General features: G+C 66.4%; 28 protein-coding genes. 15 read left to right on the forward strand and 13 right to left on the reverse strand.

What is annotated here, in order from left to right; translation table 11 throughout:
* Window position 1: 1 nt before the first annotated feature.
* Together CCS01_RS26185 and bchF are read right to left on the reverse strand one after the other, a co-directional pair.
* A complete protein-coding gene (locus CCS01_RS26185) occupies window positions 2-1,279 on the reverse strand; it encodes a ferredoxin:protochlorophyllide reductase (ATP-dependent) subunit N (protein WP_104521716.1) in 1,278 nt (425 codons plus the stop codon).
* A complete protein-coding gene (gene bchF / locus CCS01_RS26190; RefSeq protein ID WP_456307622.1) occupies window positions 1,276-1,932 on the reverse strand; it encodes a 2-vinyl bacteriochlorophyllide hydratase in 657 nt (218 codons plus the stop codon). The genes CCS01_RS26185 and bchF overlap by 4 nt, the downstream gene beginning before the upstream one ends.
* A 217-nt stretch (window positions 1,933-2,149) precedes the next feature.
* Here bchF and CCS01_RS26195 point away from each other — a divergent pair, with 217 nt between their 5' ends.
* From CCS01_RS26195 to hemC, 6 genes are all read left to right on the forward strand, one after another.
* On the forward strand, window positions 2,150-3,067 hold the full coding sequence (locus tag CCS01_RS26195) for a cobalamin B12-binding domain-containing protein (protein WP_104521718.1): 918 nt from the start codon (window positions 2,150-2,152) through the stop codon (window positions 3,065-3,067).
* Between the two features lie 107 nt (window positions 3,068-3,174).
* The gene (ppsR, locus tag CCS01_RS26200; RefSeq protein ID WP_204848440.1) at window positions 3,175-4,593 is read left to right on the forward strand and encodes a transcriptional regulator PpsR; all 1,419 of its coding nucleotides are present in this window, start codon (window positions 3,175-3,177) and stop codon (window positions 4,591-4,593) included.
* Window positions 4,594-4,611: 18 nt separating this feature from the next.
* Entirely contained in the window at window positions 4,612-5,544 is a 933-nt protein-coding gene (chlG, locus tag CCS01_RS26205) for a chlorophyll synthase ChlG (RefSeq protein ID WP_170114671.1), read from the forward strand.
* Window positions 5,545-5,559: 15 nt separating this feature from the next.
* Complete coding sequence (locus CCS01_RS26210) at window positions 5,560-6,747, forward strand: geranylgeranyl diphosphate reductase (protein WP_104521780.1); 1,188 nt, start codon at window positions 5,560-5,562, stop codon at window positions 6,745-6,747.
* Window positions 6,744-7,217 (forward strand): TspO/MBR family protein, encoded by a 474-nt coding sequence (locus CCS01_RS26215; RefSeq protein WP_104521719.1) that lies wholly within the window; start codon window positions 6,744-6,746, stop codon window positions 7,215-7,217. Before CCS01_RS26210 ends, CCS01_RS26215 begins: the two co-directional genes overlap by 4 nt.
* Before the next feature lie 36 nt (window positions 7,218-7,253).
* Entirely contained in the window at window positions 7,254-8,246 is a 993-nt protein-coding gene (gene hemC, locus CCS01_RS26220; protein WP_239992404.1) for a hydroxymethylbilane synthase, read from the forward strand.
* A 99-nt stretch (window positions 8,247-8,345) separates the two neighbouring features.
* On the opposite strand, the gene CCS01_RS26225 is transcribed toward hemC, so the two are convergent.
* Window positions 8,346-9,023: a hypothetical protein gene (locus tag CCS01_RS26225; RefSeq protein ID WP_104521721.1), complete on the reverse strand. Its 678-nt coding sequence runs from the start codon at window positions 9,021-9,023 to the stop codon at window positions 8,346-8,348.
* Between the two features lie 389 nt (window positions 9,024-9,412).
* Here CCS01_RS26225 and CCS01_RS26230 point away from each other — a divergent pair, with 389 nt between their 5' ends.
* The 4 genes from CCS01_RS26230 (at window position 9,413) to CCS01_RS26240 (ending at window position 10,535) form a co-directional block, all read left to right on the forward strand.
* On the forward strand, window positions 9,413-9,655 hold the full coding sequence (locus CCS01_RS26230) for a type II toxin-antitoxin system Phd/YefM family antitoxin (protein ID WP_104521722.1): 243 nt from the start codon (window positions 9,413-9,415) through the stop codon (window positions 9,653-9,655).
* Window positions 9,652-9,828 carry a hypothetical protein gene (locus tag CCS01_RS33970; protein ID WP_158258610.1) on the forward strand — a complete coding sequence of 59 codons (177 nt, stop codon included), beginning with the start codon at window positions 9,652-9,654 and terminating at the stop codon, window positions 9,826-9,828. The genes CCS01_RS26230 and CCS01_RS33970 overlap by 4 nt, the downstream gene beginning before the upstream one ends.
* A gap of 133 nt (window positions 9,829-9,961) precedes the next feature.
* Window positions 9,962-10,195, forward strand: coding sequence for a nucleotidyltransferase family protein (locus CCS01_RS26235; protein WP_239992408.1), 234 nt, complete (start codon window positions 9,962-9,964; stop codon window positions 10,193-10,195).
* The gene (locus tag CCS01_RS26240; RefSeq protein ID WP_104521724.1) at window positions 10,176-10,535 is read left to right on the forward strand and encodes a HepT-like ribonuclease domain-containing protein; all 360 of its coding nucleotides are present in this window, start codon (window positions 10,176-10,178) and stop codon (window positions 10,533-10,535) included. Before CCS01_RS26235 ends, CCS01_RS26240 begins: the two co-directional genes overlap by 20 nt.
* Before the next feature lie 44 nt (window positions 10,536-10,579).
* Here CCS01_RS26240 and CCS01_RS33215 read toward each other — a convergent pair whose 3' ends face one another.
* The 4 genes from CCS01_RS33215 to CCS01_RS26260 all read right to left on the reverse strand — a co-directional run bounded on the left by CCS01_RS33215 (window position 10,580) and on the right by CCS01_RS26260 (window position 13,472).
* Window positions 10,580-11,158, reverse strand: coding sequence for a hypothetical protein (locus CCS01_RS33215; RefSeq protein WP_146101970.1), 579 nt, complete (start codon window positions 11,156-11,158; stop codon window positions 10,580-10,582).
* Window positions 11,159-11,514: 356 nt separating this feature from the next.
* Window positions 11,515-12,009 carry a DUF2442 domain-containing protein gene (locus CCS01_RS26250; RefSeq protein WP_104521726.1) on the reverse strand — a complete coding sequence of 165 codons (495 nt, stop codon included), beginning with the start codon at window positions 12,007-12,009 and terminating at the stop codon, window positions 11,515-11,517.
* Window positions 12,006-12,290 (reverse strand): DUF4160 domain-containing protein, encoded by a 285-nt coding sequence (locus tag CCS01_RS26255; protein ID WP_104521727.1) that lies wholly within the window; start codon window positions 12,288-12,290, stop codon window positions 12,006-12,008. Before CCS01_RS26255 ends, CCS01_RS26250 begins: the two co-directional genes overlap by 4 nt.
* A 219-nt stretch (window positions 12,291-12,509) precedes the next feature.
* Complete coding sequence (locus CCS01_RS26260; RefSeq protein ID WP_104521728.1) at window positions 12,510-13,472, reverse strand: sugar ABC transporter substrate-binding protein; 963 nt, start codon at window positions 13,470-13,472, stop codon at window positions 12,510-12,512.
* A 333-nt stretch (window positions 13,473-13,805) separates the two neighbouring features.
* Here CCS01_RS26260 and CCS01_RS26265 point away from each other — a divergent pair, with 333 nt between their 5' ends.
* The gene (locus CCS01_RS26265) at window positions 13,806-14,456 is read left to right on the forward strand and encodes a class I SAM-dependent methyltransferase (protein WP_104521729.1); all 651 of its coding nucleotides are present in this window, start codon (window positions 13,806-13,808) and stop codon (window positions 14,454-14,456) included.
* 32 nt (window positions 14,457-14,488) lie between these two features.
* Here the strand turns inward: CCS01_RS26265 and CCS01_RS26270 are convergent, their stop codons facing one another.
* A complete protein-coding gene (locus CCS01_RS26270) occupies window positions 14,489-15,742 on the reverse strand; it encodes a CinA family nicotinamide mononucleotide deamidase-related protein (protein ID WP_158258612.1) in 1,254 nt (417 codons plus the stop codon).
* A gap of 513 nt (window positions 15,743-16,255) precedes the next feature.
* Here CCS01_RS26270 and CCS01_RS26275 point away from each other — a divergent pair.
* The 3 genes from CCS01_RS26275 to CCS01_RS26285 all read left to right on the forward strand — a co-directional run bounded on the left by CCS01_RS26275 (window position 16,256) and on the right by CCS01_RS26285 (window position 17,840).
* Window positions 16,256-16,468, forward strand: coding sequence for a hypothetical protein (locus CCS01_RS26275; RefSeq protein ID WP_104521731.1), 213 nt, complete (start codon window positions 16,256-16,258; stop codon window positions 16,466-16,468).
* Window positions 16,443-17,342, forward strand: a complete 900-nt coding sequence (locus CCS01_RS26280; protein WP_104521732.1) for a hypothetical protein — start codon at window positions 16,443-16,445, stop codon at window positions 17,340-17,342. Before CCS01_RS26275 ends, CCS01_RS26280 begins: the two co-directional genes overlap by 26 nt.
* A gap of 108 nt (window positions 17,343-17,450) precedes the next feature.
* Window positions 17,451-17,840, forward strand: coding sequence for a copper resistance protein CopC (locus CCS01_RS26285; protein ID WP_104521733.1), 390 nt, complete (start codon window positions 17,451-17,453; stop codon window positions 17,838-17,840).
* Between the two features lie 80 nt (window positions 17,841-17,920).
* Here the strand turns inward: CCS01_RS26285 and CCS01_RS26290 are convergent, their stop codons facing one another.
* The 5 genes from CCS01_RS26290 to CCS01_RS26315 all read right to left on the reverse strand — a co-directional run bounded on the left by CCS01_RS26290 (window position 17,921) and on the right by CCS01_RS26315 (window position 23,751).
* The gene (locus CCS01_RS26290; RefSeq protein ID WP_146101971.1) at window positions 17,921-18,757 is read right to left on the reverse strand and encodes a hypothetical protein; all 837 of its coding nucleotides are present in this window, start codon (window positions 18,755-18,757) and stop codon (window positions 17,921-17,923) included.
* Window positions 18,758-18,806: 49 nt separating this feature from the next.
* A complete protein-coding gene (locus tag CCS01_RS26300; protein ID WP_146101972.1) occupies window positions 18,807-19,628 on the reverse strand; it encodes a DUF2092 domain-containing protein in 822 nt (273 codons plus the stop codon).
* 171 nt (window positions 19,629-19,799) lie between these two features.
* Window positions 19,800-20,354, reverse strand: coding sequence for an OmpA family protein (locus tag CCS01_RS26305; RefSeq protein WP_104521737.1), 555 nt, complete (start codon window positions 20,352-20,354; stop codon window positions 19,800-19,802).
* Window positions 20,355-20,454: 100 nt separating this feature from the next.
* On the reverse strand, window positions 20,455-22,980 hold the full coding sequence (locus CCS01_RS26310) for an arylsulfatase (protein ID WP_104521738.1): 2,526 nt from the start codon (window positions 22,978-22,980) through the stop codon (window positions 20,455-20,457).
* A gap of 240 nt (window positions 22,981-23,220) precedes the next feature.
* Window positions 23,221-23,751: a hypothetical protein gene (locus CCS01_RS26315; RefSeq protein ID WP_104521739.1), complete on the reverse strand. Its 531-nt coding sequence runs from the start codon at window positions 23,749-23,751 to the stop codon at window positions 23,221-23,223.
* A 251-nt stretch (window positions 23,752-24,002) separates the two neighbouring features.
* Between CCS01_RS26315 and CCS01_RS26320 the strand changes: the two genes are divergently transcribed.
* Window positions 24,003-25,028 carry a ribonuclease Z gene (locus tag CCS01_RS26320; RefSeq protein ID WP_104521740.1) on the forward strand — a complete coding sequence of 342 codons (1,026 nt, stop codon included), beginning with the start codon at window positions 24,003-24,005 and terminating at the stop codon, window positions 25,026-25,028.
* Window positions 25,029-25,051: the final 23 nt, after the last annotated feature.

Genomic DNA, 25,051 nt, shown 5'->3' on the forward strand with positions numbered 1-25,051 from the left:
CCTACACCGCCAAACGCGTGCGCCGCACCAGCGGGCGCGCAAAGAGTTCCGCAAGATCGCCGGCCTGGTCGTAGCCCTGGACCGGCGTGAACAGCAGCTCGATCGACCACTTGGTGGTCATGCCCTCGGCCTCGAGCGGATTGGCCAGGCCCAGGCCGCAGACCACGAGGTCGGGCTTCTCAGCGCGGCAGCGGTCCAGCTGGCGCTCCAGGTCCTGGCCCTCGCTGAGGGTGACCGACTCCGGCAGCAGCGCGAGTTCGTCCGCCATGTGCTGGCGATGCAGGTAGGGCGTGCCGGCCTCGACCGCCGTCATGCCCAGCTCGCGCATCAGGAAGCGGGCGAGCGGGATTTCCAGCTGCGAGTCGGGGAACAGGAAGATGCGCTTGCCGGCCAGCCGATCGCGGTGCAGGGCGAGGGCGCGCTTGCCGCGCTCCTGCGCCATCTCGGTCGCGGCGCGGAACGCCGCCGGCGTGATGCCGAACGCAGTCGCCGCGGCCTGCAGCCACAGCGTGGTGCCCTCGACGCCGAGCGGGAACGGAGCGGCGATGCGGGTGGCGCCGCGCTCCTCCAACTCCCGCGCCGTGTCGGTCAGGAACGGCTGTGCCAGCAGGTACTTGGTGCCACGGCCCACCGGCGGCATGTCGCCCGCCTGGCGCGGCGGCAGGAAACGGACCTTGGTCAACCCCATGGCGGCGAACAGGCGGGCGAACTGGTCTTCCACCACGTCGGCCAGGGCGCCGACAACCAGAAGCTGTGAATCATCACTTGACGGCAACGTCGGAACGAGCGCCGCCAGACAGGCGTCCTCACCCTGGGTGAAGGTGGTTTCGATGCCACTGCCGGAATAGCTCAGGACGCGAACAGTCGGCGCGAACTGGGTGTTCAGCCGCTGGGCCGCGCGCGACAGGTCGAGCTTGATCACCTCCGACGGGCAGGAGCCCACCAGGAACAGCAGCTTGATGTCCGGGCGACGCTCTAGCAGTTGCGTCACCACCGCGTCCAGTTCGTCGTTCGCGTCGGCCAGGCCGGCGAGGTCGCGATCGTCGATGATCGCGGTCGCGAAGCGGGGCTCGGCGAAGATCATCACGCCGGCGGCGGACTGGATCAGGTGGGCGCAGGTGCGCGAGCCGACGACGAGGAAGAAGGCGTCCTGGATCTTGCGGTGCAGCCAGATGATGCCGGTCAGGCCGCAGAAGACTTCCCGCTGGCCGCGCTGGCGAAGAACCTGGCGTTCGTCGCAGCCCTCCGGCGCCGCGGGTGCCGCGACGGCCTGGCTCATGATGAATGGCCCAGTGCGGTATCGGGCACCCAGGAGGTCTCCTGCCTGCGCGCGGCGCGCAGCTTCAGGACGAACTGGGTGGCGTTGACGACATAGGTGAAGTAGGCGGCGAGGGCGATGAACATCTGCTCGTGCGGCGCGACGGCGCGGGAGAACAGGGCGACGAGGTAGAGGGTGTGCAGGGCCAGCACCAGCATGCTGACCACGTCCTCCCAGAAGAATGCCCGGGCGAAAAGGTAGCGGCCGAAGACGTCACGTTCCCAGATCGCACCAGTGATCATGATGGTGTAAAGCACCAAAGTCTTGATCACGATGGATACGGTGGCGTAGACCCAGCCGTCGCCTGTCGCGAGGTAATGCAGGACCAGCCCGAGGCTGATCAGGAAAACTACGAATTGCACGGGCGCCAGCACGCCCTGTACCAATGTCCAGATCGAAGCGTCACGACGGCGACGCTCGTCAGCCGTGTAAAGGGGGCGCCCACGGAGTGGACTAGTCTGAGCCATGCGGGTCTCCCGGCAGCCAGCGGCCGCGCCCCATGGGCAGCAGTCCACAGAGCCAATGAAACGGTTGATCTGATCAAGCGTAAACATGGATTGACAACGAACCGAAGGAGTTGTGGTGTCCGTCTCTGGGTGGAAGCAAAAAACCATCGCTGCTACGCGTTACGTCTGTTACTGAAAACCAGTCTGGGGCATCGTTATTGAGACGTTTCTCGGTAAGACGGTCCGCCATCTCGCCCTCCCCCAGCGCAACCCTGCGCAGACAGAAGGCTAGAGCGCGTAAGACCAGACTGTCAAGCAGGCAGTACGTAAACCAGGCTTGACAGAAACGGGCCACTTCGGTGAACTGGAGATAGGGGGATTGAGCATGGCCGCCTTCATGGAGCAGGTTGCCGATCGCGCCGAGTGGGCCACCAGCGATGTCCATTGCGCTGGGGCCCAGCACGAGGCAGCACTGGTCAGGCAGCGCGATGACCTGGAAAAGGTGTTGGGCCTGATGCCGCGACAGCAACGCATCGCCATGCTGACCCGGATGGTGGAGGTCGAGATCCTGCCGCGTCTGGCTGCCAATGCCCGGATCCTGAAGACGGCCGATCGGCCGGCGGAGCCGGGCGTGCCGACAACGGAAGACGACACCCTGCAACTGGTCCGGTTGCTGCTGAACAACGACACCGCCGACAGCATAGCCTTTGTCGAGATGTTGCTGGAACGCGGCGTTGCCCCGGCAACACTGTACCTTGGAATCATCAGCGAGGCCGCCCGCCGGCTCGGCGCCCTGTGGGACGAGGACCGCTGCCACTTCGCCGACGTCACGATCAGCATGGGCCGCCTGCAGCAGGTGGTGCGGGCGATCTCGCCGAAGTTCCAGGCCGCCGCGCTCAGCCGCCCGCAGACCGACTCGATCCTGCTGTGCCCGGCGCCGGGCGAGCAACATTCCTTCGGCCTGGTGATCCTGGCGGAATTCTTTCTGCGCGAGGGCTGGCATGTCGTCGGCGGACCGATTTCGTCGAAGAACGACGCCGCCGAGATCGCGCGTACCACCTGGGTGGACGTCATCGGGTTTTCCATCAGTTCCGCCGTCCGGGTGCCGGCGCTGGCGAACACCATCCGTGACGCCCGCGCCGCTTCAATCAACACGGACATCAAGGTGATGGTCGGCGGGTCGCTGCTGGCGACGCAGCCCGGCGTGCTGAAGGAGGTCGGCGCCGACGCGTTCGCCACCGACGCGCCCGGCGCCGTGCGCGTGGCGCGTGGGCTGCTGCCGGCACGGACGGTGGCTCGTTGAACAAAAGAACGAACGGTCGAGGGTCCGGGAAGAAGGAGAACAGCAGGTCCGCAGTGCGGGCGGGCGCGTGGCATCGACATTGTTCAGAGTGAAGGATCCGGCCGACCGTGCAGGCGTTCAGAGCCCCTAAGACCGCTTTGGGCAACATCGATGCGGAAGCCGCCGCGGCCATGATCGCCGCGGCCGCCGACATCGCGCTGATCCTCGACGAGGCGGGCGTGATCCATGACGTTTCCATCGCCGACCAGAGCCTGGTGGATGAACTGGCCGGGCAGGCCAACTGGCTGGGCAAGGCCTGGGCAGACACCGTCACCGTGGAAAGCCGCCCGAAGGTCGAGGCGCTGGTCGCCGGGGCGGCGTCGGGCAAGGAAAACCGCTGGCGGCATGTCAACTATCCCTCGGCCAGCGGCACCGACGTGCCGGTCCTGTATGCCACCGTACGCGCCGGGGAGCCGGGGCGGATCGTCGCCTTCGGCCGCGACCTGCGGGCCGTGTCGTCGCTGCAAAGCCGGCTGATCGACGCGCAACAGTCGCTGGAGCGGGACTATGTCCGCATCCGGCATGTCGAGACACGCTATCGCCTGCTGTTCCAGATGGCGTCGGACGCGGTGCTGATCGTGGATGGCGCCACGCAGCGGGTGATGGACAGCAATCCCACTGCCAAGCGGCTGCTGGCCGCGGGCGCCGAGGCGGGGCAGAGCAAGGCGTTCCTCGCCGCGTTCACCCCCGAAACCGCCCATAGCGTCGAACTGCTGCTGGCCGGGGTGCGGGCCTCGGGCCGGGCGGACGACGTGCGGGCGCAACTGGCGGCGGACAAGGCCGATGTCCTGGTCTCGGCGTCGCTGTTCCGCGACGAGGGCGGCACCGCCTGCCTGGTGCGCCTCGCCGCCGCGCAGCCCGAGGCCGCTGGCAGCGCCGTGCCGAAGCTCAAGGCCAAGCTGCTGAAGCTGATGGAAGGCGCGCCGGACGGGTTCGTGGTCGCCGGGGTGGACGGCCGGATCATGACCGCCAACGCCGCCTTCCTGGAACTGGCGCAACTGCCGACCGAGGACCAGGCCAAGGGGGAGCCGCTGAACCGCTGGCTGGGAAAGTCGGAGATCGACCTGGATATCCTGACCGCCAACCTGCGGCAGCACGGCTCGGTGCGGCTGTTCGCGACCGCCATGCGCGGCGAGCTTGGGGACACGGCCGAGGTGGAGATCTCGGCGGTGACCGTGATGAACGGCGGCCAGCCCTGCTACGGCTACGCTATCCGCGATGTCGGCCGCCGCTTCCGGCCGGGCGTCGATGCGGTGATGCCGCGATCGCTGGAACACCTGACCGGACTTATCGGCCGCGTCGCGCTGAAGGACCTGGTGCGCGAATCGACCGACGTGATCGAGCGCCTGTGCATCGAGGCGGCGCTGAAGCTGACCGGCGACAACCGGGCCTCGGCGGCCGAGATGCTGGGGCTGAGCCGGCAAAGTCTGTACGTGAAATTGCGCCGCTATGGCCTCGGTGACCCCGAGGCCGCCGGCGCCGATTAACAAGGCGGGACTATTTATATGTCGATGACAGCCGATCCTCCTCATCCCGCCGCTGCCGACGGTGCGCCGCCGGCCTCCGGGACGCCGAAGCGGTCCTCGATGCCGGTGGCGCTCGAGGTGCTGCATCCCATCACCTGGTTCGCGCCGATGTGGGCGTTTACCTGCGGCGTGGTGTCGTCGGGGCAGCCGATATGGGCGCATATCGGCGTCCTGCTGCTGGGCATCACCATCGCCGGGCCGATGGTGTGCGGCACCAGCCAGGCGGCGAACGACTGGTTCGACCGGCACGTCGATGCGATCAACGAGCCGCACCGGCCGATCCCGTCGGGGCGGCTGCCGGGGCGGAGCGGTCTGTATATCGCCATCGGCTGGAGCGTCGCCTCGCTGGTGATGGCGCTGGGCCTGGGCCGGTGGGGCTTCGGCGCGGTGCTGATCGGGCTGGTGCTGGCCTGGGCGTATTCGATGCCGCCGGCGCGGCTGAAGCAGAACGGCTGGTGGGGCAACCTGGCCTGCGGCGCGGCCTATGAGGGGCTGCCGTGGATCACCGGCGCGGCGGTGATGCTGGACGGGCCGCCGAACTGGAAGATCCTGGTGGTGGCGGCACTGTACAGCCTGGGCGCGCACGGCATCATGACGCTGAACGACTTCAAGTCGGTCGAGGGCGACCTGCGGACCGGCATCAACTCGCTGCCGGCGATGCTGGGGGTGAAGCGGGCCGGCATCGTCGCCTCCCTGGTGATGGCGATCCCGCAGGTGGTGGTGGTGGCGCTGCTGGCGTCGTGGCACTTCACCGGACAGGCGATCGCCGTCTCGCTGCTGCTGGCCGCGCAGATCGGCCTGATGATCTGGCTGATGGGCAAGCCGAAGGAGCGGGCGCCGGCCTACAACGGCAGCGGCACCACACTTTACGTTATTGGCATGATGATCACGGCGTTCGCGCTGCGGCCCTGATTGGAGATCGAGACCATGGAACTGACCTATGATGCCGTTGTTGTCGGCGGCGGGCCGGCCGGTGCGACGGCGGCGACGGAACTGGCCCGGCGGGGCCGCAAGGTGGCGCTGCTGGACCGCGCCGGACGGATCAAGCCGTGCGGCGGCGCCATTCCGCCGCGGGCGATCCGCGATTTCGGCATTCCCGACAGCCTGATCTGCGCGCGGATCACCTCGGCGCGGATGATCGCGCCGTCGGAGAAGGGCGTGGACATGCCGATCCAGACCGGCGGCTATGTCGGGATGGTCAACCGCGACCAGTTCGACGAGTGGCTGCGGGAGCGGGCGGCGAAGTGCGGCGCCGAGCGCGTCACCGGCACGTTCGAAACCCTGACCCGCGATGCGGATGGGGTGGCGGTGGTGAACTACCACCCGAAGGGCGCGGACAAGTCGGCGGCGCCGCTGCGGCTGCGCGCCAGGCTGGTCATCGGCGCCGACGGGGCGAAGTCGGCCGTGGCGCGGCAGTGCATCAAGGGCGCGGACAAGATGAAGTACGTCTTCGCCTACCACGAGATCATCCGCACGCCGGAGACGGACTTCGACGGCGCACGCTGCGACGTCTATTACCAGGGGCGGGTCTCGCCGGACTTCTACGGCTGGGTGTTCCCGCATGGCGCGACCTCGTCCGTCGGCAGCGGCTCGATGCACAAGGGCTTCTCGCTGCGCCAGTCGGTGGGGCGGCTGCGGGAGATCGCCGGGCTGGACAAGGCGGAGACGATCCGCGGCGAGGGCGCGCCGATTCCGCTGAAGCCGCTGAAGCGGTGGGACAACGGCAAGGACGTGCTGGTGGCGGGCGACGCCGCGGGCGTGGTGGCGCCGGCCTCGGGCGAGGGCATCTACTACGCGCTGGAATGCGGGCGGATCGTCGGCGACGCGGGCGAGCGGTTCCTGGCCACCGGCGACGCCACGGTGCTGCAGACCGCGCGGCAGGCGTTCATGAAGGACCATGGCCGGGTGTTCTGGATCCTGGGGATGATGCAGTGGTTCTGGTATTCGTCCGACAAGCGGCGGGAACGCTTCGTCAGCATGTGCGCGGACCCGGACGTGCAGCGGCTGACGTGGGAGTCGTACATGAACAAGAAGCTGACCCGGCGGGACCCGATGGCGCATGTGAAGATCTTCTTCAAGGACGTGGCGCACCTGTTGGGGCTGGTTGACGCGTGATCCTGGACATCCTCATTGCCGTCGGTTGGGGCCTGCTGGTTGGCGGCGTGGGGACGTACCTGACCGACCTGTCGCCGTGGTACTACCGGGAGCTGAAGAAGCCCCGGTGGCAGCCGCCGGACTGGCTGTTCGGCCCGGTCTGGACGCTGGTGCTGACGCTGGCGTCGCTGTCGCTGTTCCTGGGACTGCGCATGGCGCCGGATGCCGCCAGCCGCTCGGCGGTGATCTGGCTGTTCGTGCTGAACGGGCTGGCGCACATTGCCTGGAGTCCGCTGTTCTTCCGGCTGCGGCGGCCGGACTGGGCGCTGTACGAGGTGGCGCTGCTGTGGTTGTCGATCCTGGCGCCGATGCTGCTGCCGTCTATGTCCGGCACCGCGCGGCTGCTGCTGGTGCCTTATCTGAGCTGGGTTTCCTTTGCCGCCTACCTGAACCTGACGATCGTGCGGCTGAACCGGCCATTCGGAGGATGATCCCGGGCGGGCGGTGGATTGATTATGGGGGTTATCATGATTCAAGCAGCGGAGGTCGCCCAGCCGGGGCGCCTGTCCGGTCATCGTGCATTGCCATTGCGCGTCGGCACAAGGGGCTCGCCGCTGGCGCTGTGGCAGACGCGTCATTTCATTGAAGTTCTGAGCGGGGTTTGCCCGGAGCTGCGGGACGGCGGGCTGCAGGAGCAGATCATCGCCACCACCGGCGACGCCGTGCTGGACCGCCCGCTGGCCGACATCGGCGGCAAGGGGCTGTTCGCCAAGGAAATCCACGAGGCGCTGCTGGACGGGCGGGTGGATTTCGCCGTGCACAGCCTGAAGGACCTGGAAACCGAGCTGCCGCGCGGCGTCGTGCTGGCGTGCACGCTGAAGCGGGAGGATCCGCGCGATGCGCTGATCCTGGGCGCGCGGTGCGGGGCGGCGGCGGACGGCGATCCGCTGGCGGTGCTGCCGCTTGGGGCCGTGGTTGGCACGTCCTCGGTGCGGCGGCAGGCACAGTTGCTGCACCGGCGGCCGGACCTGACGGTGGTGGGGATGCGCGGCAACGTGCAGACGCGGCTTGGGAAGCTGCGGGACGGGCAGTGCGACGCGACGACCCTGGCGCTGGCGGGGCTGCGGCGGCTGGGGCTGGATTTGCCGACCATCGCGGTGCTGGAGCCGGAGATGATGGTGCCGGCGGCGGGCCAGGGGATCGTCGGCGTCACCGTGCGGGCGAAGGACGCCGATCTGCTGGCGCTGCTGGCGGCGATCGAGGATGCGGAGGCGCGGGCCGCGGCGACGGCGGAGCGGTCGCTGCTGCAGGAACTGGACGGGTCTTGCCGGATGCCGATTGGCGGGCACGCGCGGCTGCTGGCGGATGGCCGGCTGACGCTGACGGGGATGGTGGCGCGGGCGGATGGCTCGTTCCTGCTGACCCGCAGCCTGACGGGGCGGCCGGCGGATGCCGAGCGGCTGGGGCAGACGCTGGGGACGAGCCTGCGGGCGGATTCGCCGATGGATATTTTCGACTGAGGGGGAGGCGCTGCCCGGTTCAGCGCCTTGGGGGCGTGTCCTGGCCTGGCGGCGGGGTGGTCACGAGCGGGCGGCGGCGGCCTGCGCCGCGCCGGATCGCTATGAGGTCTGCGCGGCCATGGCCGGCATGGCGGTGTTCCGCTGCAGGCTCTGTCTGAGCGACGCGGTTTCGGGCGTGGGGTTCTCGAACGCGGCGATGTAGCTGCGGAGCGTGGTTTCGATATGGGTTTCGGTCGGCTGGCCGCGGGGCGGGGCGTCGGGCCTGGCCGGCGGCTGGGTGGCGGCGCTGCCGTGCTTCTTGGCTTCGGCGACGATGGCCTTGATCTCGGCTTCCTCGGCCGGGGTGGTCTGCGCCTCCGGCACGGGCGGGGTGGGCGTTGGGGCTGGCGCGGGCCGGACCCTTTGGCCGCGGCGGCGGAGCATCATGGTGCGCTCGCTTTTGTCGGCGCTGCCGTTCAGGGCGTTGGCGCGGTCGAAGGCCTGGAGCTGCTCGGGCAGCGGCATGGGGTCGCGGACGAGGCGGCCGAGCAGGGCAAGCGCCGCGATGGAGAAGGCGATGGTGCGGCCGGCGTTGACGCAGTCGGCGCGGGTTTGCGGGCTGTAGGCGTCGATGGCGCTGTAGGCCATCTGGCGCGCGAGGTTGGTGTCGACCGGGCCGCCCTGGAACAGGTCGATGAGGTGGTTGGCGACGATGGCCCTGAGGCCGACGCAGGGGTCGATGATGGGGGCGATGACGGGGCGGCTGGCGGGGTCGATGGCGGCTTCTGGGTTCGACACGGTGGGGCGACCTTGGTGTTGTTGGTTTGTTCTTACACGAATAGGTTGTGTTAGGCAAGGGAAATCTTCTTGGGGTGGTAGAGGTCGATCGTCGGTGTGTCAATTTGTTGCCGTGAAGCCTGTTGAAACTTGGGCAAACTACTGTCATCCAGTCGTTTGTGACGGCTGCCCATTTCGAGTGGGAGGGCGAGAAGACTGGCAGAAAACGGCGCAATCACGCCGTCACCTTTGGGATGGCCCGTTCGACGTGGCGGACGATCTGGAGAATGAGGCGGTTGTTGCGGCATATGTTTCTGCGGCTGCTGAAGCCCCTGACCCGGCGATCTTGCTGGCTGCGTTCGAGGATGTGGCCAGAGCGCGTGGCATAAACTGGCCTACTGGAGGTTCCCATGAAGACGATCGGGGTGGGCGAGGCTGAGAGCCGGTTCGACGAGTTGCTGGATTGGGTCGAGGCTGGCGAGGACGTGGTGATCACGCGCTGCGGCAAGGTGGTGGCGCGCCTGGTGCCTCCCGGCACGGCGTTTGGCCGCGGGCGTGGCCGGGGGGCCGCACAGCGCATCCGGGCGATGCGACGGGGTGTGACGCTTGGCGGGATTGCGATTGAGGACATGGTCAGCGAGGGGCGTTTGTGAGCGTGCAGGATTTCATCCGCACCGTGGCGCCGCCGCCGGACTGGCTGGAAAGAGCCTGGGCCGGCGCCAGGTACCGCGGCATTGCGGCGCTCACGCCCGAGGACACCGAGGCCGAGATCGCCGCGTATCGTCGCAGCGGGGAGGATGATGCTGCCGATCTTGGAGGTTCGTGAGCGGGGCGGTCGTTGATGCCAGCGTGGTGGTGTTGGGTATTGCCGCGCTGGTTTGTGCTATAGAGAGGCCACGAACAGGCGGGCGATCATCGCTCGGTTGCGGGAGAGCGAGGCGGCGTTGCTGGCGCGCGGCGTGGCGCATGCGGCTCTGTTCGGCTCGCGCCCTCGGGGCGATGAGCGTCCAGACAGTGATACCGACATCATGATCGAGATTGACCCCGATGCGCACCTTGGCGTGTGGGGGTATGCGGGGGTAAACGGGTATATCGCGAATCTGTTCGACGGGCCGGTCGATGTCGTCAACCGGGATGGGTTGAAACCGCATGTGCGGCCCGCTGCGATGGCCGATGCGACCTGTGCGTTCTGAGCGGGAAGCCATCCGCCGCTGGCTGAACGACATCCGGCACAACATCGCCATGGCCGAGCGGTTTGCCACGGGGATGACCTATGCAACATTCAAGGGTGACGACCCTCACCTTTATGCGGTGACACGATGCCTGGAGATCATCTCAGAAGCATCACGGAGTTTGCCGAAGGAGCTGAAGGCCCGCCACCCGTCGATCGAGTGGCGCGGCATGGCGGCGGCGGGAAACATCTATCGTCAGGAATATGAAGATGTCGCGGCACGGGAGGTATGGGATACCTTGACGCTGAATCTGCCGCCGTTACTCGTCGAGGGCGAGTTGGCCACCCTAGGTGCCGAGTGAAATGCGGCGACACGCGAGCATTGGCTTGGAAGCCACCGAAGTGGCTATTGCTCTTGCTCTATTATATGATCGATAAAAGGAATATTTTCGGTTTTTAGCGCTAAGTCCCCAAGGAAGTCCACAATGCGGTGTTCGTTTGTGAAATGTACGTGGTGATCTGCGTCCAAAGCGATAGAGATCTCTTGCGCACCGGCCATCTCCACGCGAAAAGGATGGAAAAAAGAGCGATTGTTCATAACAAGCGAGTCTATTGTAATTGCTTTTCCTTTGTATCGAAAAAATATTCTTACCACGTCGAACTTTACTTCTCCCACTTGCTTAGTTGAGTAATCATTGATCGCTAAATCGGTAATGTTATTGCGACGCTTTAGTGCGCCATATACTGTGGCGTCAGGCTCACCTCCCCGCAAGCGGATTAAAGCCTTTATTTGGGCTTCTCGTCTACTTATGGCATCATTATCGTCATCAATTAGGCGAAGTTCCTGAGCAATGGCGCTGTATATCCCAGCATTATGCACCTTTCCAGCCGAGTCGTCGGAAAACAGATAAATCATTGTTGCAATCGGCAAATAGATGCCCCACATCAGAACAAACAGCTTTGCCCACAGACGTACGAGTGGCACTCTTGTTCTCCGTAAATCAAGTCATATCTCACTCAGCAATAATCAGCACGAATCCGGATAGAATGCAATACCAGAACATATACAGCCACAAACCGTTCGTCTGCACGAGCGTCGGCATGGCGTGTTAGAGCAGACGAGCAACCCCGCCTGCGGCTTCACTGGAATGAGTTATGCCGTTGATATGGCCACAGATTCACCGTAGTACTATCTCATGTTTGCCATGCCGACGAGAAGGCTGTCTCGTTGAGTTTGACCCACATAGGCAAACGCCACGCACGCACGGCCGTTTAATGCTGATCGTACTCGCCGGTCTAACTGAATTGATAGACTGCCTGACGGTTCCACACCCCGCTCGATCACGCCGCGACCGGCTTCTTGCGCGGCCGGCCGGCAACCCGCGGGCGGAACCGGGCATCAAGGATCGCCCGGTTTTCCCGCATGGCATGGCAGGCGATCTGGACAGCCACCGGGATCGGACTCTCCCCCGCAAGGTAAGCCTTCACCGTGCTGGCGGAGAAGCCGAAAATGTCCGCCATTTCGTTGGTGCTAAGTTCCATCTCGCGCTTCCAGGCGCGAAATTCATCCGCCGTCATGGCGGTCTGCTCGCTTGCCATCACTTCAATCGAGTCGGCGGAATAATCAATTCCGTTCGCCCATTCGATGCCGGTGCCATAGTCGATCACCGTAACCTGACGGAACGCGGCTTCGTCCTTCAATGCGGCGAAATACGCCTGCCGGTGGACAACACCCGTCATGTCCACGACCGCCACCCCGCCGTCCTGCCATGTCACCTTCAGCCGGTATCCCGGCTGCGCCTCGATGGCGGCAATCCTGCGGGCGTTCGTCATCATGGCCTGGATCTCCTCACCGGAACCGTTGGGTTGCCCTGGTCCCACGCAACCATCAGCCGCTCGAGATTCGCCTCGATCCTGGCCCACTCAAGCACCGCCGCCCGGTCCTTGAGCGACCCGGCAATGACCTGAAGATCGGGCAGGGACACGACCATGTCACCCTCCGGAGACGCGGCGTGGAAGTGTGGCATCCGATGCTTCTTCGTGTCGTCTGGATAAACACGAATCTGCACGTTGCCGATGGTATGGAGTCGCGGCATCTCTGGCTTCCAGATAAGCATCCGGAAAACCTATGTCAATAGAAAACCTGGTTTTCCATCGCATGAGGTAACACGAACGGCTCACGCGGACTGAGAACGGATCGGTGCCCTGGCAGAATGCCGCACGCCCGAATCCTCCAAATTCGTTTCCACACTGCCGGTTTCCCCACCCGAAGCACGTCTCTGCCAGGCGCAACCCGGCCAACCTCCCACACCCTCTCCGCCAACGCCGATCGGCAGTCACCGCATGAAGCCGGAAAGTTCATTATCCGCGCTGAATTTCTCGACATTCCCGGGCGTAACCAACTCGAACCCGGTATCGATACGAGGCGGCACCGTTTCCCCCTTCGCCGCGGCGATGGCGGTTTTCACGCCCTCATACCCCTCGCGATACAGCCTCTGGCCGACGTCCGCCTGGATCCACCCCGCCTTCAGCAGCGCCAGCGCATTCGGCGCGCCGTCAAAGCCGATGATCCGGACCTTGCCTTTTGGATACTTCAACGTCCGCAGCGCCGCCACCGCGCCGATGGTGCCGTCGTCCCACGCGTTGGCGATCGCGCTGACGTCGGGATGGGCGCGCAGTTCCCGGGTCACGCCGGCCTGCGCCTCCGTCAGGGTCCAGTCGGTCTGCACTTCCAGCACGGTCACGTGCGGCTTCAGTTGCTGCAGCCGATCCAGGAAGCCCTGCCGCCGATCGCGCCCGGAGGACTGGCGCAGGCTGCCGTTGACCAGGATCACCTTGTCGGAGTCGCCGATGACCCCGGCCAGCCACTCGGCCTGCGCGCGGGCGGCGGCGAGGTTGTCGGTCCCGACATAGCTCCTGATCGGCGCGCCATCGATTCCGGTATCGACGGCAACGAACGGAATGCCCTTCTTGGCCGCGCGCCGGACGATCGGCGCGATGCCCGTGGAGTCCACGGGCGCGATGGCAATCGCCTTCGCGCCCTGGGCGATCACCTGGTCGATGGCATAGATCTGGCTGGCGAGCGCGCCTTGCGCCGAGGGGCCCGCGACAAGCAGCCGGACGCCGGCCTCCCGGGCGGCGTCCACGGCGCCTTTGTTGATCAGCGTCCAGCCCTGGTTCGGCGCCGACTTGGTGACGTAGCCGACGACCAGCGACTCGTCTGCCTGTGCCGCGAAACCCAGATGCACGGAAAGCGGAATAAACAGCAGGACGGCGATGAGTGTTCCGATACGCTTCATTTCGTTTCCCCCATGCGTGGCCGTTGCCCGCAGGCACTTGCTCCAGTCCGCCGATCATTCTACCCGCATCCGCGCGCCCTGTCGGCATTGATGTTCCGGCGCGGGACCTGCTTGCGCCAACAGCCGGTTCCATGCGGCCCAGGGCTGGCGGCCCGCATGGGAAAATGCCAGTGCGCTGCGTCAGTCTGACAGGCGTTGGTGCGCTTGCGCCGGCCGCCGCGATGGACTTCGCCTCGGTGCCGGTCCATCGAGGTTGACAGCACCATCGCCCATGCGCCAAGCCGTGACCGGACCACCACCTTTCCGCGTGGAGCCGTGGGAGCAGGGATTGCCATGACCGGCTATGTCGGCGCGCATCATGAATTTCACGACGCGGTGTTCGTGCAGGGCTGGGCCGATCGTTTCGCTCCCACGCCACCGCGGATTGCTTTGTTTGATATGATCCTTGCCCGGGTTGATCGGCTGGGCGGGCCGGATCTGCATGTGCTCGAACTGGGCCTGGGGCCAGGATACATGGCCCGGCATGTCCTGCAACGAAATGCCACGGTCAGCTACGAAGGGCTGGACTTCTCCGACGTGTTCTTCGAGGTCGCGAAACGAACCATCGGTCCGTTCATGCCGCGTGTCGTCCTGACCAAGGCCGATCTGCTGGACCAGAACTGGCCGCGGCGCCTGTCCCGCCGGCCTGGCGCGATCCTGTCGACCTGGGCCCTGCACGACCTTGGAAGCCAGGAGGCCGTCGCGGCCGTGTACGCCCGTTGCCACGAAATCCTCCCCATCGGCGGCATCCTCGTCAACGGAGACTTCATCAAGCCGGCCGGCACGACATGGTCATACGAGCCGGGCCGCTTCGAGATCGAACGGCATCTCGAGCTTCTCCGCCAGGCTGGCTTTGCCCATCCGGCCTCGCTCGCCGAGTTCGAAACGAATTTGCAGAGCCCGACCGCCGCGCAGAATTACGTCTGCCTGTCCGCAACGAGGTAGCAATCGCCGCGGCGCGGCAACCGGTCTCTCGGTCAACTCTTTTCGAAATCGATTCGCTCGACCACCGGCAATCCCTGCAGGAACCGGCGCAGGCAATCCATCGCCAGTTCCACCGCCCCCAGCCGGATCCATTCCCGCCCGCCCAGGATGCGCGAGCGGCGGAACGCCACCCGGTCCGCCGTGGCGATGGCGATCCAGATCGTGCCGCCAAGGTCGATCCGGTCCGCACCCTCGTCGAGCGCGATCAGCACCGCCAGGGCATGCGTCGCCCCGGTCTGCTCCCGCGCCGCCCGGGCCACGGCCTCGGTCGTTTCCTGGTCGAGGTCGGGCGGCAGGCGGACGCCGAACAACTGGTCCAGGTGGCGCGCCACGGTGCCGTGCCGGAACACCGTCTCGGCGCCGGGCAGGTGCGCGATGCGGGCGGCGATCTGGCCGGCGGTGAAGGTCTCCACCAGGCTCAGCGTCGCTCGTTCCGCAGCCAGCGCGGCCAGGACGACGCCTTCCAGCGTCTGGTCGTCTTCCGCAATGATGAAGTTGCCCAGCCGCCGCCGCACCTCGGCCGTCACCGGCGCCAGCTTGCGGTTCACCTCGTCCATGTCGGCGCCGCGCAGCGTCAGCTTGGTTTCAATCTGCGGATAGTGCGCGCGGAAGCCAAGCTTGATGCCGCCCTCGGGATCCAGCGCCTCCACCCCGGCCAGCAACTGGTCCACATGCGATTCGCCCAGCCCGTAGGAGTGGAACCGTTTCAGGTGGATCGACGCCGGCGCGCCGGAGCGGGCCAGGATGCGCGGAATCACCTGCTCCTCCAGCATCCGCCGCAGTTCGCGCGGCACGCCGGGGGTGAAGAAGAAGCGCGCCGCGCCGATGTCCAGCGCAAAGCCGCAGGCCGTGCCGATGGGATTGTCGATCAACTCCGCCGTCGCCGGCAGCATCGCCTGCTTGACGTTGTTCGGCGGCATGGTGCGCATGCGGCGGGTGAAGAAATCCTCCATGCGCCGCAGCCAGGGCTCGTGCAGCACCAGGTCCACGCCGGCGGCCCGGGCGGCGATTTCCTGCGACAGGTCGTCGACCGTCGGGCCGAGGCCGCCGTTGACGATGACCGCGTCGGCGCGTCCGGCGGCAAGCCGGAAGGCGGACAGCAGGGCCTCGCGGTCGTCGCCGACGGTCGTGCCCCAGTAGACCGAAAGCCCGGCATCCTCGAGCTTCTGCGCCATGGTGGAGAAATTCGTGTTGGTGATCTTGCCCGTCAGGACCTCGTCGCCGGTGCAGATGATCTCGATGCGCATGCGTCCTCCCCGTGCCTGTCCCCTTCGGGCGCCGCAGCTTGGTCGGGTCGGGCGGACAGGGCAAGGGCGATCCGCCCGCGCCGGCGCGCCGGCGCGCCGGCGGCGGTTGCGACTCGATTCCGAAACTGCATAGCGCCGGGCAGCGTGTCCTGGCATCCCCACGCGAGAAAAGCCCGTCAGCAATCGGCCCTTGCGGTTCCGTGGGCCAGTTCCTTAAAGGGAGTCATGAAATGGCCGGCCGTCGGGTATCCGTTCCATGAGCAGCCCGGTCGGGTTCGCGCGCCGCTTCGCCCTGGCGGCGGCCCTGGCCCTGCTGGCCGGATGCAGCGGGTCGGTCAAGGTCGGGCCGGACGCCGTCGCCGGGCTGGCGCCCGATGGCACCGTGGACATGCAGCAGGTCCAGGTCGCCTATATCGGCAGCGGCGGCGGCGGCAGCGGCACGCTGTTCTATCGCGGCCGGGCCTACCCGTTCACCGTCGGCGGCCTGGGTATCGGCGGCATCGGGCCTCCTCGATGGAAGCCAAGGGCGAGGTCTACAAGCTGGCCGACATCGCCCAGTTCCCCGGCGCCTACGGCCAGGCTCGTTACGGCTTCGCCTTCGGCACCAAAAGCGCCGGCGACCTGTGGCTGCAGAACGAAGCCGGCGTGATCATGCATCTTCATGCCAAACGCGAGGGGCTGGTGCTCAGCCTGGGCGGCGATGCGGTCGTTATTTCGATGCAATAGCTGCGCAGGCCCGGCCACGGGCGCAACCGCCCTGTCCCGGCCACCCGCCAGGGCCGCGTGCGTCGCCGTCTTCCTGCTGCTGGGACTGCTGCCCGCGCGGGCCGAGGTATCGCCGCAGGACGGCTACACCAAGGACGGGGCGCCGCAGATCCATATCGAGCTGGCGCCCTATCTCTGGCTGCCGGCCAGCAACGCCCAGGTGACGCTGGGCAACGGCGCCACCGCGGCGGCCAGCGCCGGGGTCCCGAGCCTGTCCCAGCTCGCCAACGTGCTGACGGGCGCCTTCATGGGCGTGGGCGTGCTGCGCTACGGGCCATGGTCCGGTGAACTGAACATCGACTATGTCGGCGCCTCGCAGAACAAGGGCCTGCCGCCGGACGTGCTCGGCCGGCCGCGCTCCCTGACCATCGACGTCTCGACCGTGCGCGTGGCGCCCGGCATCGGCTACCAGGTGTTCAACGGCTTCGTCGGCGGCATTCCCGCAACCCTGGACGGGCGCGTCGGCTTTGCCTGGTTCTCCGCCAGCAGCACGCTCGATCTCGACCGGATCGGCCTGCTGGGCCGCGAACGGGTGATCGGCATCAGCCAGAGCGGCGACTTCACCCAGCCCTGGCTGGGACTGCGGGGAGCGATCTATCCCAGCCCGCGCTGGCGCTTCATGCTCGAGGCGCAGGGGCAGGGGTTCGGCGTCAGCGGCGGCTCCTGGGGCTGGCAGGTTTCCGCCATCGGCACCTGGGCGGCTACGTCCTGGCTGAACCTCAACGCCGGCTTCATGGCCTTGCACGAGTCCGGCAACCTGGACGCCAGCCGCGCTGTCAAGGCCTTCAACGCCACGCTGTATGGGCCGGTGCTCAGCGTTTCTTTTACGTTCTGAACTGGACGGGCGGCGTCCCGCCCAGTATACTGCAGGAGCAGTCGTGGCGCTGCAACGACTTCACCGTTGCCGGCACGCTGTGCCGGGTCACGAACGGGAGGATGGATCATGACGGCGAATGGATGGCGCGTCGGCCGGCGGCAGCTGGGTGGCGGCACGCTGGCGGCGATTCTGATGATCGGCCTGGGCGCCGGGGACGCTTTTTCGTTGCAAATCCGTGATACCAGCCCCAGGGCGAACGCGGTCATCCACGGGCGCCACGCCGCTTTCGTGCTGCGCTTCGACGGGCCGGTCGATCATATCCGGTCGCGCATGGAAATCGTCCAATCGGGCAAGGTGATCCACGTGCTGGTGCCGCGTGAGGACAGCGCGCCGAATGTTCTGTTCGCGTCCGGCGAGACGCCACCACCCGGGCAGTATACCCTGCATTGGCAGGTCCGCGCCGAGCAGGGCAGCGTGGTCAGTGAAGGCGACCTTCCGTTCTCGGTGCAACAATAGCGGGCGCCGCGGGCCATCACGGTAAGGCAACGGCCACTGCCGCCAGGGCCGCGCTGCCCGCCCGCGCCTTTTCGTTGTGGCTACGGCGCCGCGACGGCGCGGTAATAAAGCCCGTTCGCGCCATAGGCCGGCGACAGCCAGTAGCCGCCACTGCCGGAGCAATAGTAGTACGGCGTGCCGCCGCGCGGGGAATAGGCACAGCCGCCGGGCAGGGCGGCGAAGCTGGCACCGGCGGCCACCCCGGCGGCATAGCCGCTCGCCGAGCCGGCCGCGACGCCGGCATTATAGGCGTTCGCGGTGTTCGCCGCCGCAACGGTCGCGCCCACGGCGGTTCCCACCGCCGCGCCGGCCAGCGCGGCGCCGGCATAGCCCCAGCCGCTGCCGCCGCAGTTGTAGCAACCCGAGGCGCCGTAATAATTCACCGTCGCCGGCTGATGGTAATACCCGCCGTACGACGCCGTGGTGCCGTAATAGCCGGTGTGCGCCACCGCGCCACCGCTCGTCGCCGTGGCATGATAGTAACCCCCGTAATCACTGGCATGATAGGCACCCGTGGCGTTCGCCTCGGTGCCGTGCGCATAGCCGCCGGCATCGCTGGCGTGATAGGCGCCTGTGGCATTTGCCGCCGAGCCATGCTCATAGCCGCCGAGATCGCTGGAATGCGCCACGCCCCGGGACGAGACCGTGGTGGAGTGCTGGTACCCACCGTAGCTGCCGCTGTGCGTGTAGCCGCCCCCGGAATCGGCATGCCAGCCGCCGCCGGCGCCATGCCAGCCGCCGCCGCTGCCCCAGCCGTGGAAGCCGCCGCCGCCTTCCAAGCCATGGTAACCGCCGCCGCCGTGGAACCATGCCAGGCCCGACTGTGGCGACAGGGCCAGGATCATTGCCGCCCCGGCTGCCAGAAGCTTCTCTCGCATAACCGCAGTCCCTTCCGTTGTGATTGCCGTCAGGTAACGAAACGCCGGCCTACGGCTGTTTTGCCGGCGGCGGTCTGCCCGCTGCCGGACGCGGCGACTCGGCCGGCGGCGGCGCGAAGGCCATGCGCTTCGCCGCTTGCGCCCTGGACGAACTGAACGCTGTCATGTCGACCGGCATGTTCAGCTTCCAGTCGGAATAATCCGTCTGGTACAGCGCGTGCGCCGGCTCGTTCGGATAGGTCACGCGCACCATCCGTGGCAGATGGTCGGCCGCGCCGATCCACAATTCCGCCTGCACGTTGTCGCCTTCGATCGCCACGATGTCGGTTGTCGTACGGCCCACCACCACCGATTGGCCGACATAGAACGCCGACTTCAGGTTCTTGTCGAACACCTCGCACGGCCGGGAGACGATGACGTCCGCGAACGGGAAATAGATCGCGCCGATGTCCCACGCCGCATCCAGCATCTGGTCGATCGTCGGCGGTGCCTTGGCGATCGCGACCAGGTTCGCCGACGGCACGAAGGCCATCATGGTGTTGCCATCGTAATAGAATTCGTCCGGCACGCCGTCGCCGGGCCTGATGACCCGCAGCTTGTCGGGCCGCTGCAGCGTCACGTGGCTGAGCACGGTGTAGAACAGCGGCTGCCCGTTGCGCGCATTCCGTTGATAGGTGTCGACCGCCGTGAACGACATGGTGCGGGCGCTGCCCAGGGTGTCGCACGCGGCGTGCAGGATGGCGAGCACCTTCGGTTCGATCTTCGGCGGCCCGGCCGGCTTTGTCGCGCCGTCCTGCGCCGCGGCCGGAGCCAGGCGCGCCGCGCCAACCACCAGCAACGCCGACAGGGCGAGCCGACCAAAACAACTCATGACAATTCGCATCGGCTTGTCTTCCCCATTGCGCGCGGTCCTGCTGTGCAGCGACGTTACGCATCCGGCCGGAAACAGCAACGCGGCAGGGCGCCATGCATGACGCCCCGCGGCCAACCACGGCAGACCGGTCCCACCCCGGGCCGCGCGGCCCGGGAGGAAATAGTTCGGCTAGGACGCCAGCGTGATCTCCACCCGGCGGTTCTTGGCTCGTCCCGCTGCCGTATCGTTCGACGCGACCGGCGAGGCCTCACCCCAGCCCTTGGCCGAAACCATGTCCGGCTTCACGCCCTGGGAGATCAGGAACTGCATCACATCCTCGGCACGCTTCTGCGACAGTTCCTCGTTGGAGGTGATCCCTTCCTGCTTCAGCCGCGGGCCGATCGGCGCGTTGTCGGTGTAGCCGTTGACGACAAGCTTGTTTTCCTGCGTCGATGCCAGCCTCTGCGCCAGCTTGGCAATGATCCGCTTGCCGGCCGCCGACATGTGATAGCCGCCCGACGGGAACAGCAGGTCACTGTTGACGGTGTACTTGATCGCCCCCTGCAGCCGGGAAATCTGCTGCTGCTGCGTGGCAATCTGCTGCTGCTGCTGCGTCACCTGCGACTGCAGCTGCTGGTTCTGCGCCTGCAGGGCGTCGTAGTCGGATCTCGACACGCACCCTGCCAGCACGAACGCGGCTGCCAGCGATCCCGCGGCGAGGCTTCGTTGTATCGGCTTGTTCATCACGACCGTTCTCCTTCCTGAGGTTTCCAGGTGGTGCGGCCTTCGCACCGGCCTGGCGGGTCCCACAGCGGCAGTCCACGCATCCCGCGGGCGCCGCGATCTAGTTTGCGTCCTGTCCCGCGCGATAGGCGGCCTCGAGCTTCCGCACGTCCGCCGGCGTCAGCTTCGGCCGCTCGAGTTGGATCGTCAGCTTGTCGATCTTGCCGGTGAACCGGAACGGAACCTGATAATCCCGGTCGTCCACCGGCGTGCCGGTATCCAACCCGATGTCGAAGGTTTCGTCGATCGGCAGCATGATGGGGATGGTTTGCTCCAGCGTCTGAGTCGAAACGGTCGTGCCATCCACCTTGAATGTCCCGGTGCCGGAACGGCCAAGCCCGCTGGCGTTGTTGTAGGCCAGCGTGGCGAAGCCAAGCCCGTCGTAATGGAAGTCGTATTCAAGCGTGTGCTTGCCGGGAGCCAGCGCCTCGGCGCCTTCCCAGCGCACCCGCTGCAGGTTCAGCAGGTTCCAGGTGAAAACAGGCTTGCCGTGCAGCAGATACAGCGCGTAGCCGCCGAAGCGCCCGCCATCGGTCACGACCATGCCCTCGGCGCCACCCTCCGGCACGTCGATGCTGGCGGTGATGGTATAGGACGTCGCCAGCAGGTTGGGCGCGGCGCCCGTGGGAATGCCGGCAACCGGGACCCCCGCGTAGGTGAATTCGGTACGGCCCGCCGACAGCGACGGCCGCGGCGTCACCATGCGCGTAACGGCCGAGGCATCCAGCGGCAGCACCTGGTATTTCGCGAACTCACCGAACATCAGGTCGGTCATTTCCCGCATCCGGCGCGGGTTCTGCGCCGCGACGTCGGTGTACTGGGTCCAGTCGTGCCGGAGGTCGTACAGTTCGAATTTAAAACCACTCGCCGGATCGAGCACCACGTTGCCCAGGCCCGCATCCCACGGCGCGCGGGTGGGAACGGCGCTGAGCATCCAGCCATTGTCATACAGGCCCTGCACGCCCATCATTTCGAAATACTGTGTCCGGTGCGGCGACGGCGCGCTGGCGTTGCCGAAGCTGTACACCATGCTGACGCCCTCGATCGGCTTTTGCGTGATGCCGTCAACGGTGTTCGGCGCGGCGATGCCCGTTGCCTCCAGGATTGTCGGCACGATGTCGATCACGTGGTGGAACTGCGGGCGGATGCCGCCCTTGTCGGTAATCCGCGCGGGCCAGGAGATCGCCACGCCCTGCCGCACGCCGCCGAAGAACGATGGCACCTGCTTGGTCCATTTGAACGGCGTATCGAACGCCCAGGCCCAGCCGACGGCCATGTGCGGATAGGTCTGGTCGCTGCCCCAGACGTCGTACCACGCCATTTGCTGCTCGGCCGTCAGGGCAACGCCGTTGAAGGTCAGAAGTTCGTCCGGCGTGCCGTTTGGCGTACCTTCGGCCGAGGCGCCGTTGTCGCCGCTGATGTAGATGATCAGCGTGTTGTCGAGCTTGCCCATGTCCTGCACCGCCTGGATCACCCGGCCGATCTCGTGGTCGGTGTAGGCCAGGTAGGCCGCATAGACGTTGGCCTGGCGGATAAACAGCTTCTTTTCGACGCCGGTCAGTTCATCCCAGTTCTTCAGCAGGTCGTGCGGCCAGGGCGTCAGTTTGGCATCGGCCGGAATGACCCCGAGCCGCTTCTGGTTGGCGAAGATCTGCGTGCGCAGTTCGTTCCAGCCCTTGTCGAACAGATGCAGATCGCTGATCCTGCTGATCCATTCCGGAGTCGGATGGTGCGGCGCGTGGGTGCCGCCGGGCACGTAGTAGAGGAAGAACGGAATCCTGGGGTCGATGTCATTCAACTGGTGCAGCCAGTGCACCGCGTCATCCGCCATTGCGGTGGTCAGGTTCCACTGCGGATGCCCGACATAGGGGTAGATCGGCGTGGTGTTGCGGAACAGGTTCGGCTGCCACTGGCTGGTGTCGCCGCCGACGAAGCCAAAGAAATAGTCGAATCCCATGCCTCTCGGCCATTGGTCGAACGGGCCGGCCTGGCTCGCCTGATAGGTCGGGGTGTTGTGGTCCTTGCCGAACCACGACGTGCGGTAGCCGTTGTCCCGCAGGATGCGGCCGATTGTGGCGCTGTCCTTCGGGATGATCGAGTTGTAGCCCGGGAAACCAGTTGATTGCTCCGAAACGACACCAAAACCGACCGAGTGGTGGTTGCGGCCGGTGATCAGCGCCGCGCGCGTCGGTGAGCACAGGGCGGTGGAGTGGAAATTGGTGTAGCGCAGCCCATCCCTGGCAATGCGGTCGAGCGCCGGCGTGGGAATGACGCCGCCGAAGGTCGACGGCGCCGCGAAGCCGACGTCATCCGTCATGATCAGCAGGATATTGGGCGCGCCCTTCGGCGGCACCACGCGCATCGGCCAGGCCGGCCTGGACTGGTCGGCGTTCAGCCCGATCTGGCCGGTGAACGGTTGCGGCGGCGGCGGCAGCACATGCCCGTCGATCGTGGTGGTTGCATCCGGCGAGCCCGGGACGCCGGTGACCTGCTGGGCCTGGACGGCCGGCATCCCCAGAGCCAACGCCAGGCAGGCCAGCACGACGCCGCGAACCAATGTGCCACGCAGGAAGCCGCAAAGACGCATCCTCGACCCCGTCGCCGTTCATGATGCAGTGGGAACGACAGCTATCACCCGGGCCGCCGCGGTGACTATGCCAATTCGGCAAACACCGCGGTTTGCGCGCCGGATTGGCAGGCAGGTCCGATCACAAGCACTTGTGTCCGTTCGCCGTTTCTGCATAGCACAGGTGAATCTATTCACTTTGCCGTAACGGTCCCGCCGTGGCGTGGGATGCGCCCGGCGAACCGGCCCAGGGCATCATGGTCATTCCTGGCCGCGGCGCGGGCCTTTGCGGAACAGCATCCGGTTCAGGACACCTTCGCCCAGCACCTCGCCGACTTCCCGGTAGGCGAAATACGGCAGCAGGATCAGCAGCAGCACCAGGCACGTCGCGACGATCTGCAGCCAGGTGCCGCCGGCAAACTGCGCCAGCGAGACGCGGAACGACTGTCCGTGCAGCATGCCGGCGATCGCCTCCTCGGCGAGATCCAGCACGAAGAGCAGCGCAAGAAAGGCCAGCGACTTGTGAAGGATCGGGTAGATCAGCGGCTTGTTGCCGTATCGCTCTCCGATGTGGAGCGCGTGGCCGATCAGCATGAACTTGCCCAGTATCAGCGCCTTGACCGCGGCAAGACCGTAGGATGTGTAATCGATCCCCTCGGCACGCAGCACGGCGCCCTTGTAAAGCAGAAGCGTTCCGAAGCAGACGTACAGGTACAGGGACACCGCCACGTACCGCTTGAGCTCGTCCGTCGCCCTTTGACGCAGACGCCGTTTCGTTTGAACTTCGTTCATGGCACGTTTCTGTTCAGGACTTCCAGGGGGGCGCCCGGCAGCACAAGGCCGGCCAGTTGTGCAGAATAGCGAACAAATATCGCCGGGCTGTCAAGAGCCGTGTCAACAACATCCTGCGGCCGCAAACCACGCATCATCCGGCCGGGACCGGCCCGAAGCGGCCAGATCCGATGGCGTTGGCCTGAACGGCGTGGCATAGCGATGGCCGTGAAGCGGCGCCGTCCGGCGTCGCCTGCCCGAGTGCCCGTGCCATGCGACCGACCATCCACTGCCACCTCGTCAACGATCCGTTCGGCGACCCCGGGATGTACGCCGACATCATGTTCGAAGGGCGCGCCCTGCTGTTCGACATCGGCGACATCACGGCGCTGCCGCCGCGAAAGCTGCTGCGGGTCAGCCACGTCTTCGTCAGCCACGCGCACATGGACCACTTCGCCGGCTTCGACCACCTGCTGCATTTGTTCCTGGGCCGTGACAAGACGCTGGCGTTGTTCGGCCCCGCCGGCTTCATCGACCGGGTGGGGCACAAGCTGCATGCCTACACCTGGAACGTCATTCGCAACTACCAGGGCGATCTGGCGCTGGCGGTGACCGAGGTCGCCGAGGACGGCACCCTGCGCCGCGCCCGTTTCCGATCGTCACAGGCGTTCCTGCGCGAGTCCATGCCGGACGCCCGCATGGATGGCGACCTGTTGGCTTCCTGTGGTGGGCTGCGGGTTCGTTGCGCGGTGCTGGACCATGCGACCCCCTGCCTCGGCTTTGCGATGGAGGAGCCCGCGCATGTCAACATCTGGAAGAACAGGCTGGATGCGATGGGGCTGGCCGTCGGGCCCTGGCTGCGCGATCTCAAGCGCGCCGTGCTGGACGATCTGCCCGCGGCGACGCCCATCGGCGCCCTGCGCCGCAGCGGCGACGACACCGTTGCGGCGACGTTACCGCTCGGCGCGCTGCGCGGCCTGGCCGAGGTGACCGCCGGCCAGAAGATCGCCTATGTCGTCGATGTCCGTTACGTGCCCGGCAATATCGGCCGGATCAGACAGTTGGCGCTTGGCGCTGACGAACTGTTCATTGAATGCGCCTTTCTTCAGGAGGATGCGGAGCAGGCCGCGCGGAAGAACCACCTGACCGCGTGGCAGGCCGGAAGGTTGGCGCGCCTGTCGCAGGTGAAGCGGCTTGTGCCGTTCCATTTCTCCACCCGCTATATGGATCGCGGCAACGTCCCGGGCGACGAGGCCCGGACGGCCTTTCAGGAAACGGGAGGCTTTCGCAATCAGTAAAAATCCTCCGGCAGAGCCGGAGG

Source organism: Rhodopila globiformis, assembly GCF_002937115.1.
Taxonomy (GTDB): Bacteria; Pseudomonadota; Alphaproteobacteria; order Acetobacterales; family Acetobacteraceae; genus Rhodopila; species Rhodopila globiformis.

Coding starts and splice junctions, on each gene's coding strand:
- CCS01_RS26185 (WP_104521716.1), bottom strand. CDS start 1,279: ATGAGCCAGGCCGTCGCGGCACCCGCGGCGCCGGAGGGCTGCGACGAA.
- bchF (WP_456307622.1), bottom strand. CDS start 1,932: ATGGTTTTTTGCTTCCACCCAGAGACGGACACCACAACTCCTTCGGTT.
- CCS01_RS26195 (WP_104521718.1), top strand. CDS start 2,150: ATGGCCGCCTTCATGGAGCAGGTTGCCGATCGCGCCGAGTGGGCCACC.
- chlG (WP_170114671.1), top strand. CDS start 4,612: ATGTCGATGACAGCCGATCCTCCTCATCCCGCCGCTGCCGACGGTGCG.
- CCS01_RS26210 (WP_104521780.1), top strand. CDS start 5,560: ATGGAACTGACCTATGATGCCGTTGTTGTCGGCGGCGGGCCGGCCGGT.
- hemC (WP_239992404.1), top strand. CDS start 7,254: ATGATTCAAGCAGCGGAGGTCGCCCAGCCGGGGCGCCTGTCCGGTCAT.
- CCS01_RS26230 (WP_104521722.1), top strand. CDS start 9,413: ATGAAGACGATCGGGGTGGGCGAGGCTGAGAGCCGGTTCGACGAGTTG.
- CCS01_RS26240 (WP_104521724.1), top strand. CDS start 10,176: ATGCGACCTGTGCGTTCTGAGCGGGAAGCCATCCGCCGCTGGCTGAAC.
- CCS01_RS26250 (WP_104521726.1), bottom strand. CDS start 12,009: ATGATGACGAACGCCCGCAGGATTGCCGCCATCGAGGCGCAGCCGGGA.
- CCS01_RS26255 (WP_104521727.1), bottom strand. CDS start 12,290: ATGCTTATCTGGAAGCCAGAGATGCCGCGACTCCATACCATCGGCAAC.
- CCS01_RS26260 (WP_104521728.1), bottom strand. CDS start 13,472: ATGAAGCGTATCGGAACACTCATCGCCGTCCTGCTGTTTATTCCGCTT.
- CCS01_RS26265 (WP_104521729.1), top strand. CDS start 13,806: ATGACCGGCTATGTCGGCGCGCATCATGAATTTCACGACGCGGTGTTC.
- CCS01_RS26270 (WP_158258612.1), bottom strand. CDS start 15,742: ATGCGCATCGAGATCATCTGCACCGGCGACGAGGTCCTGACGGGCAAG.
- CCS01_RS26275 (WP_104521731.1), top strand. CDS start 16,256: ATGGAAGCCAAGGGCGAGGTCTACAAGCTGGCCGACATCGCCCAGTTC.
- CCS01_RS26280 (WP_104521732.1), top strand. CDS start 16,443: ATGCGGTCGTTATTTCGATGCAATAGCTGCGCAGGCCCGGCCACGGGC.
- CCS01_RS26285 (WP_104521733.1), top strand. CDS start 17,451: ATGACGGCGAATGGATGGCGCGTCGGCCGGCGGCAGCTGGGTGGCGGC.
- CCS01_RS26290 (WP_146101971.1), bottom strand. CDS start 18,757: ATGCGAGAGAAGCTTCTGGCAGCCGGGGCGGCAATGATCCTGGCCCTG.
- CCS01_RS26300 (WP_146101972.1), bottom strand. CDS start 19,628: ATGAGTTGTTTTGGTCGGCTCGCCCTGTCGGCGTTGCTGGTGGTTGGC.
- CCS01_RS26305 (WP_104521737.1), bottom strand. CDS start 20,354: ATGAACAAGCCGATACAACGAAGCCTCGCCGCGGGATCGCTGGCAGCC.
- CCS01_RS26310 (WP_104521738.1), bottom strand. CDS start 22,980: ATGCGTCTTTGCGGCTTCCTGCGTGGCACATTGGTTCGCGGCGTCGTG.
- CCS01_RS26315 (WP_104521739.1), bottom strand. CDS start 23,751: ATGAACGAAGTTCAAACGAAACGGCGTCTGCGTCAAAGGGCGACGGAC.
- CCS01_RS26320 (WP_104521740.1), top strand. CDS start 24,003: ATGCGACCGACCATCCACTGCCACCTCGTCAACGATCCGTTCGGCGAC.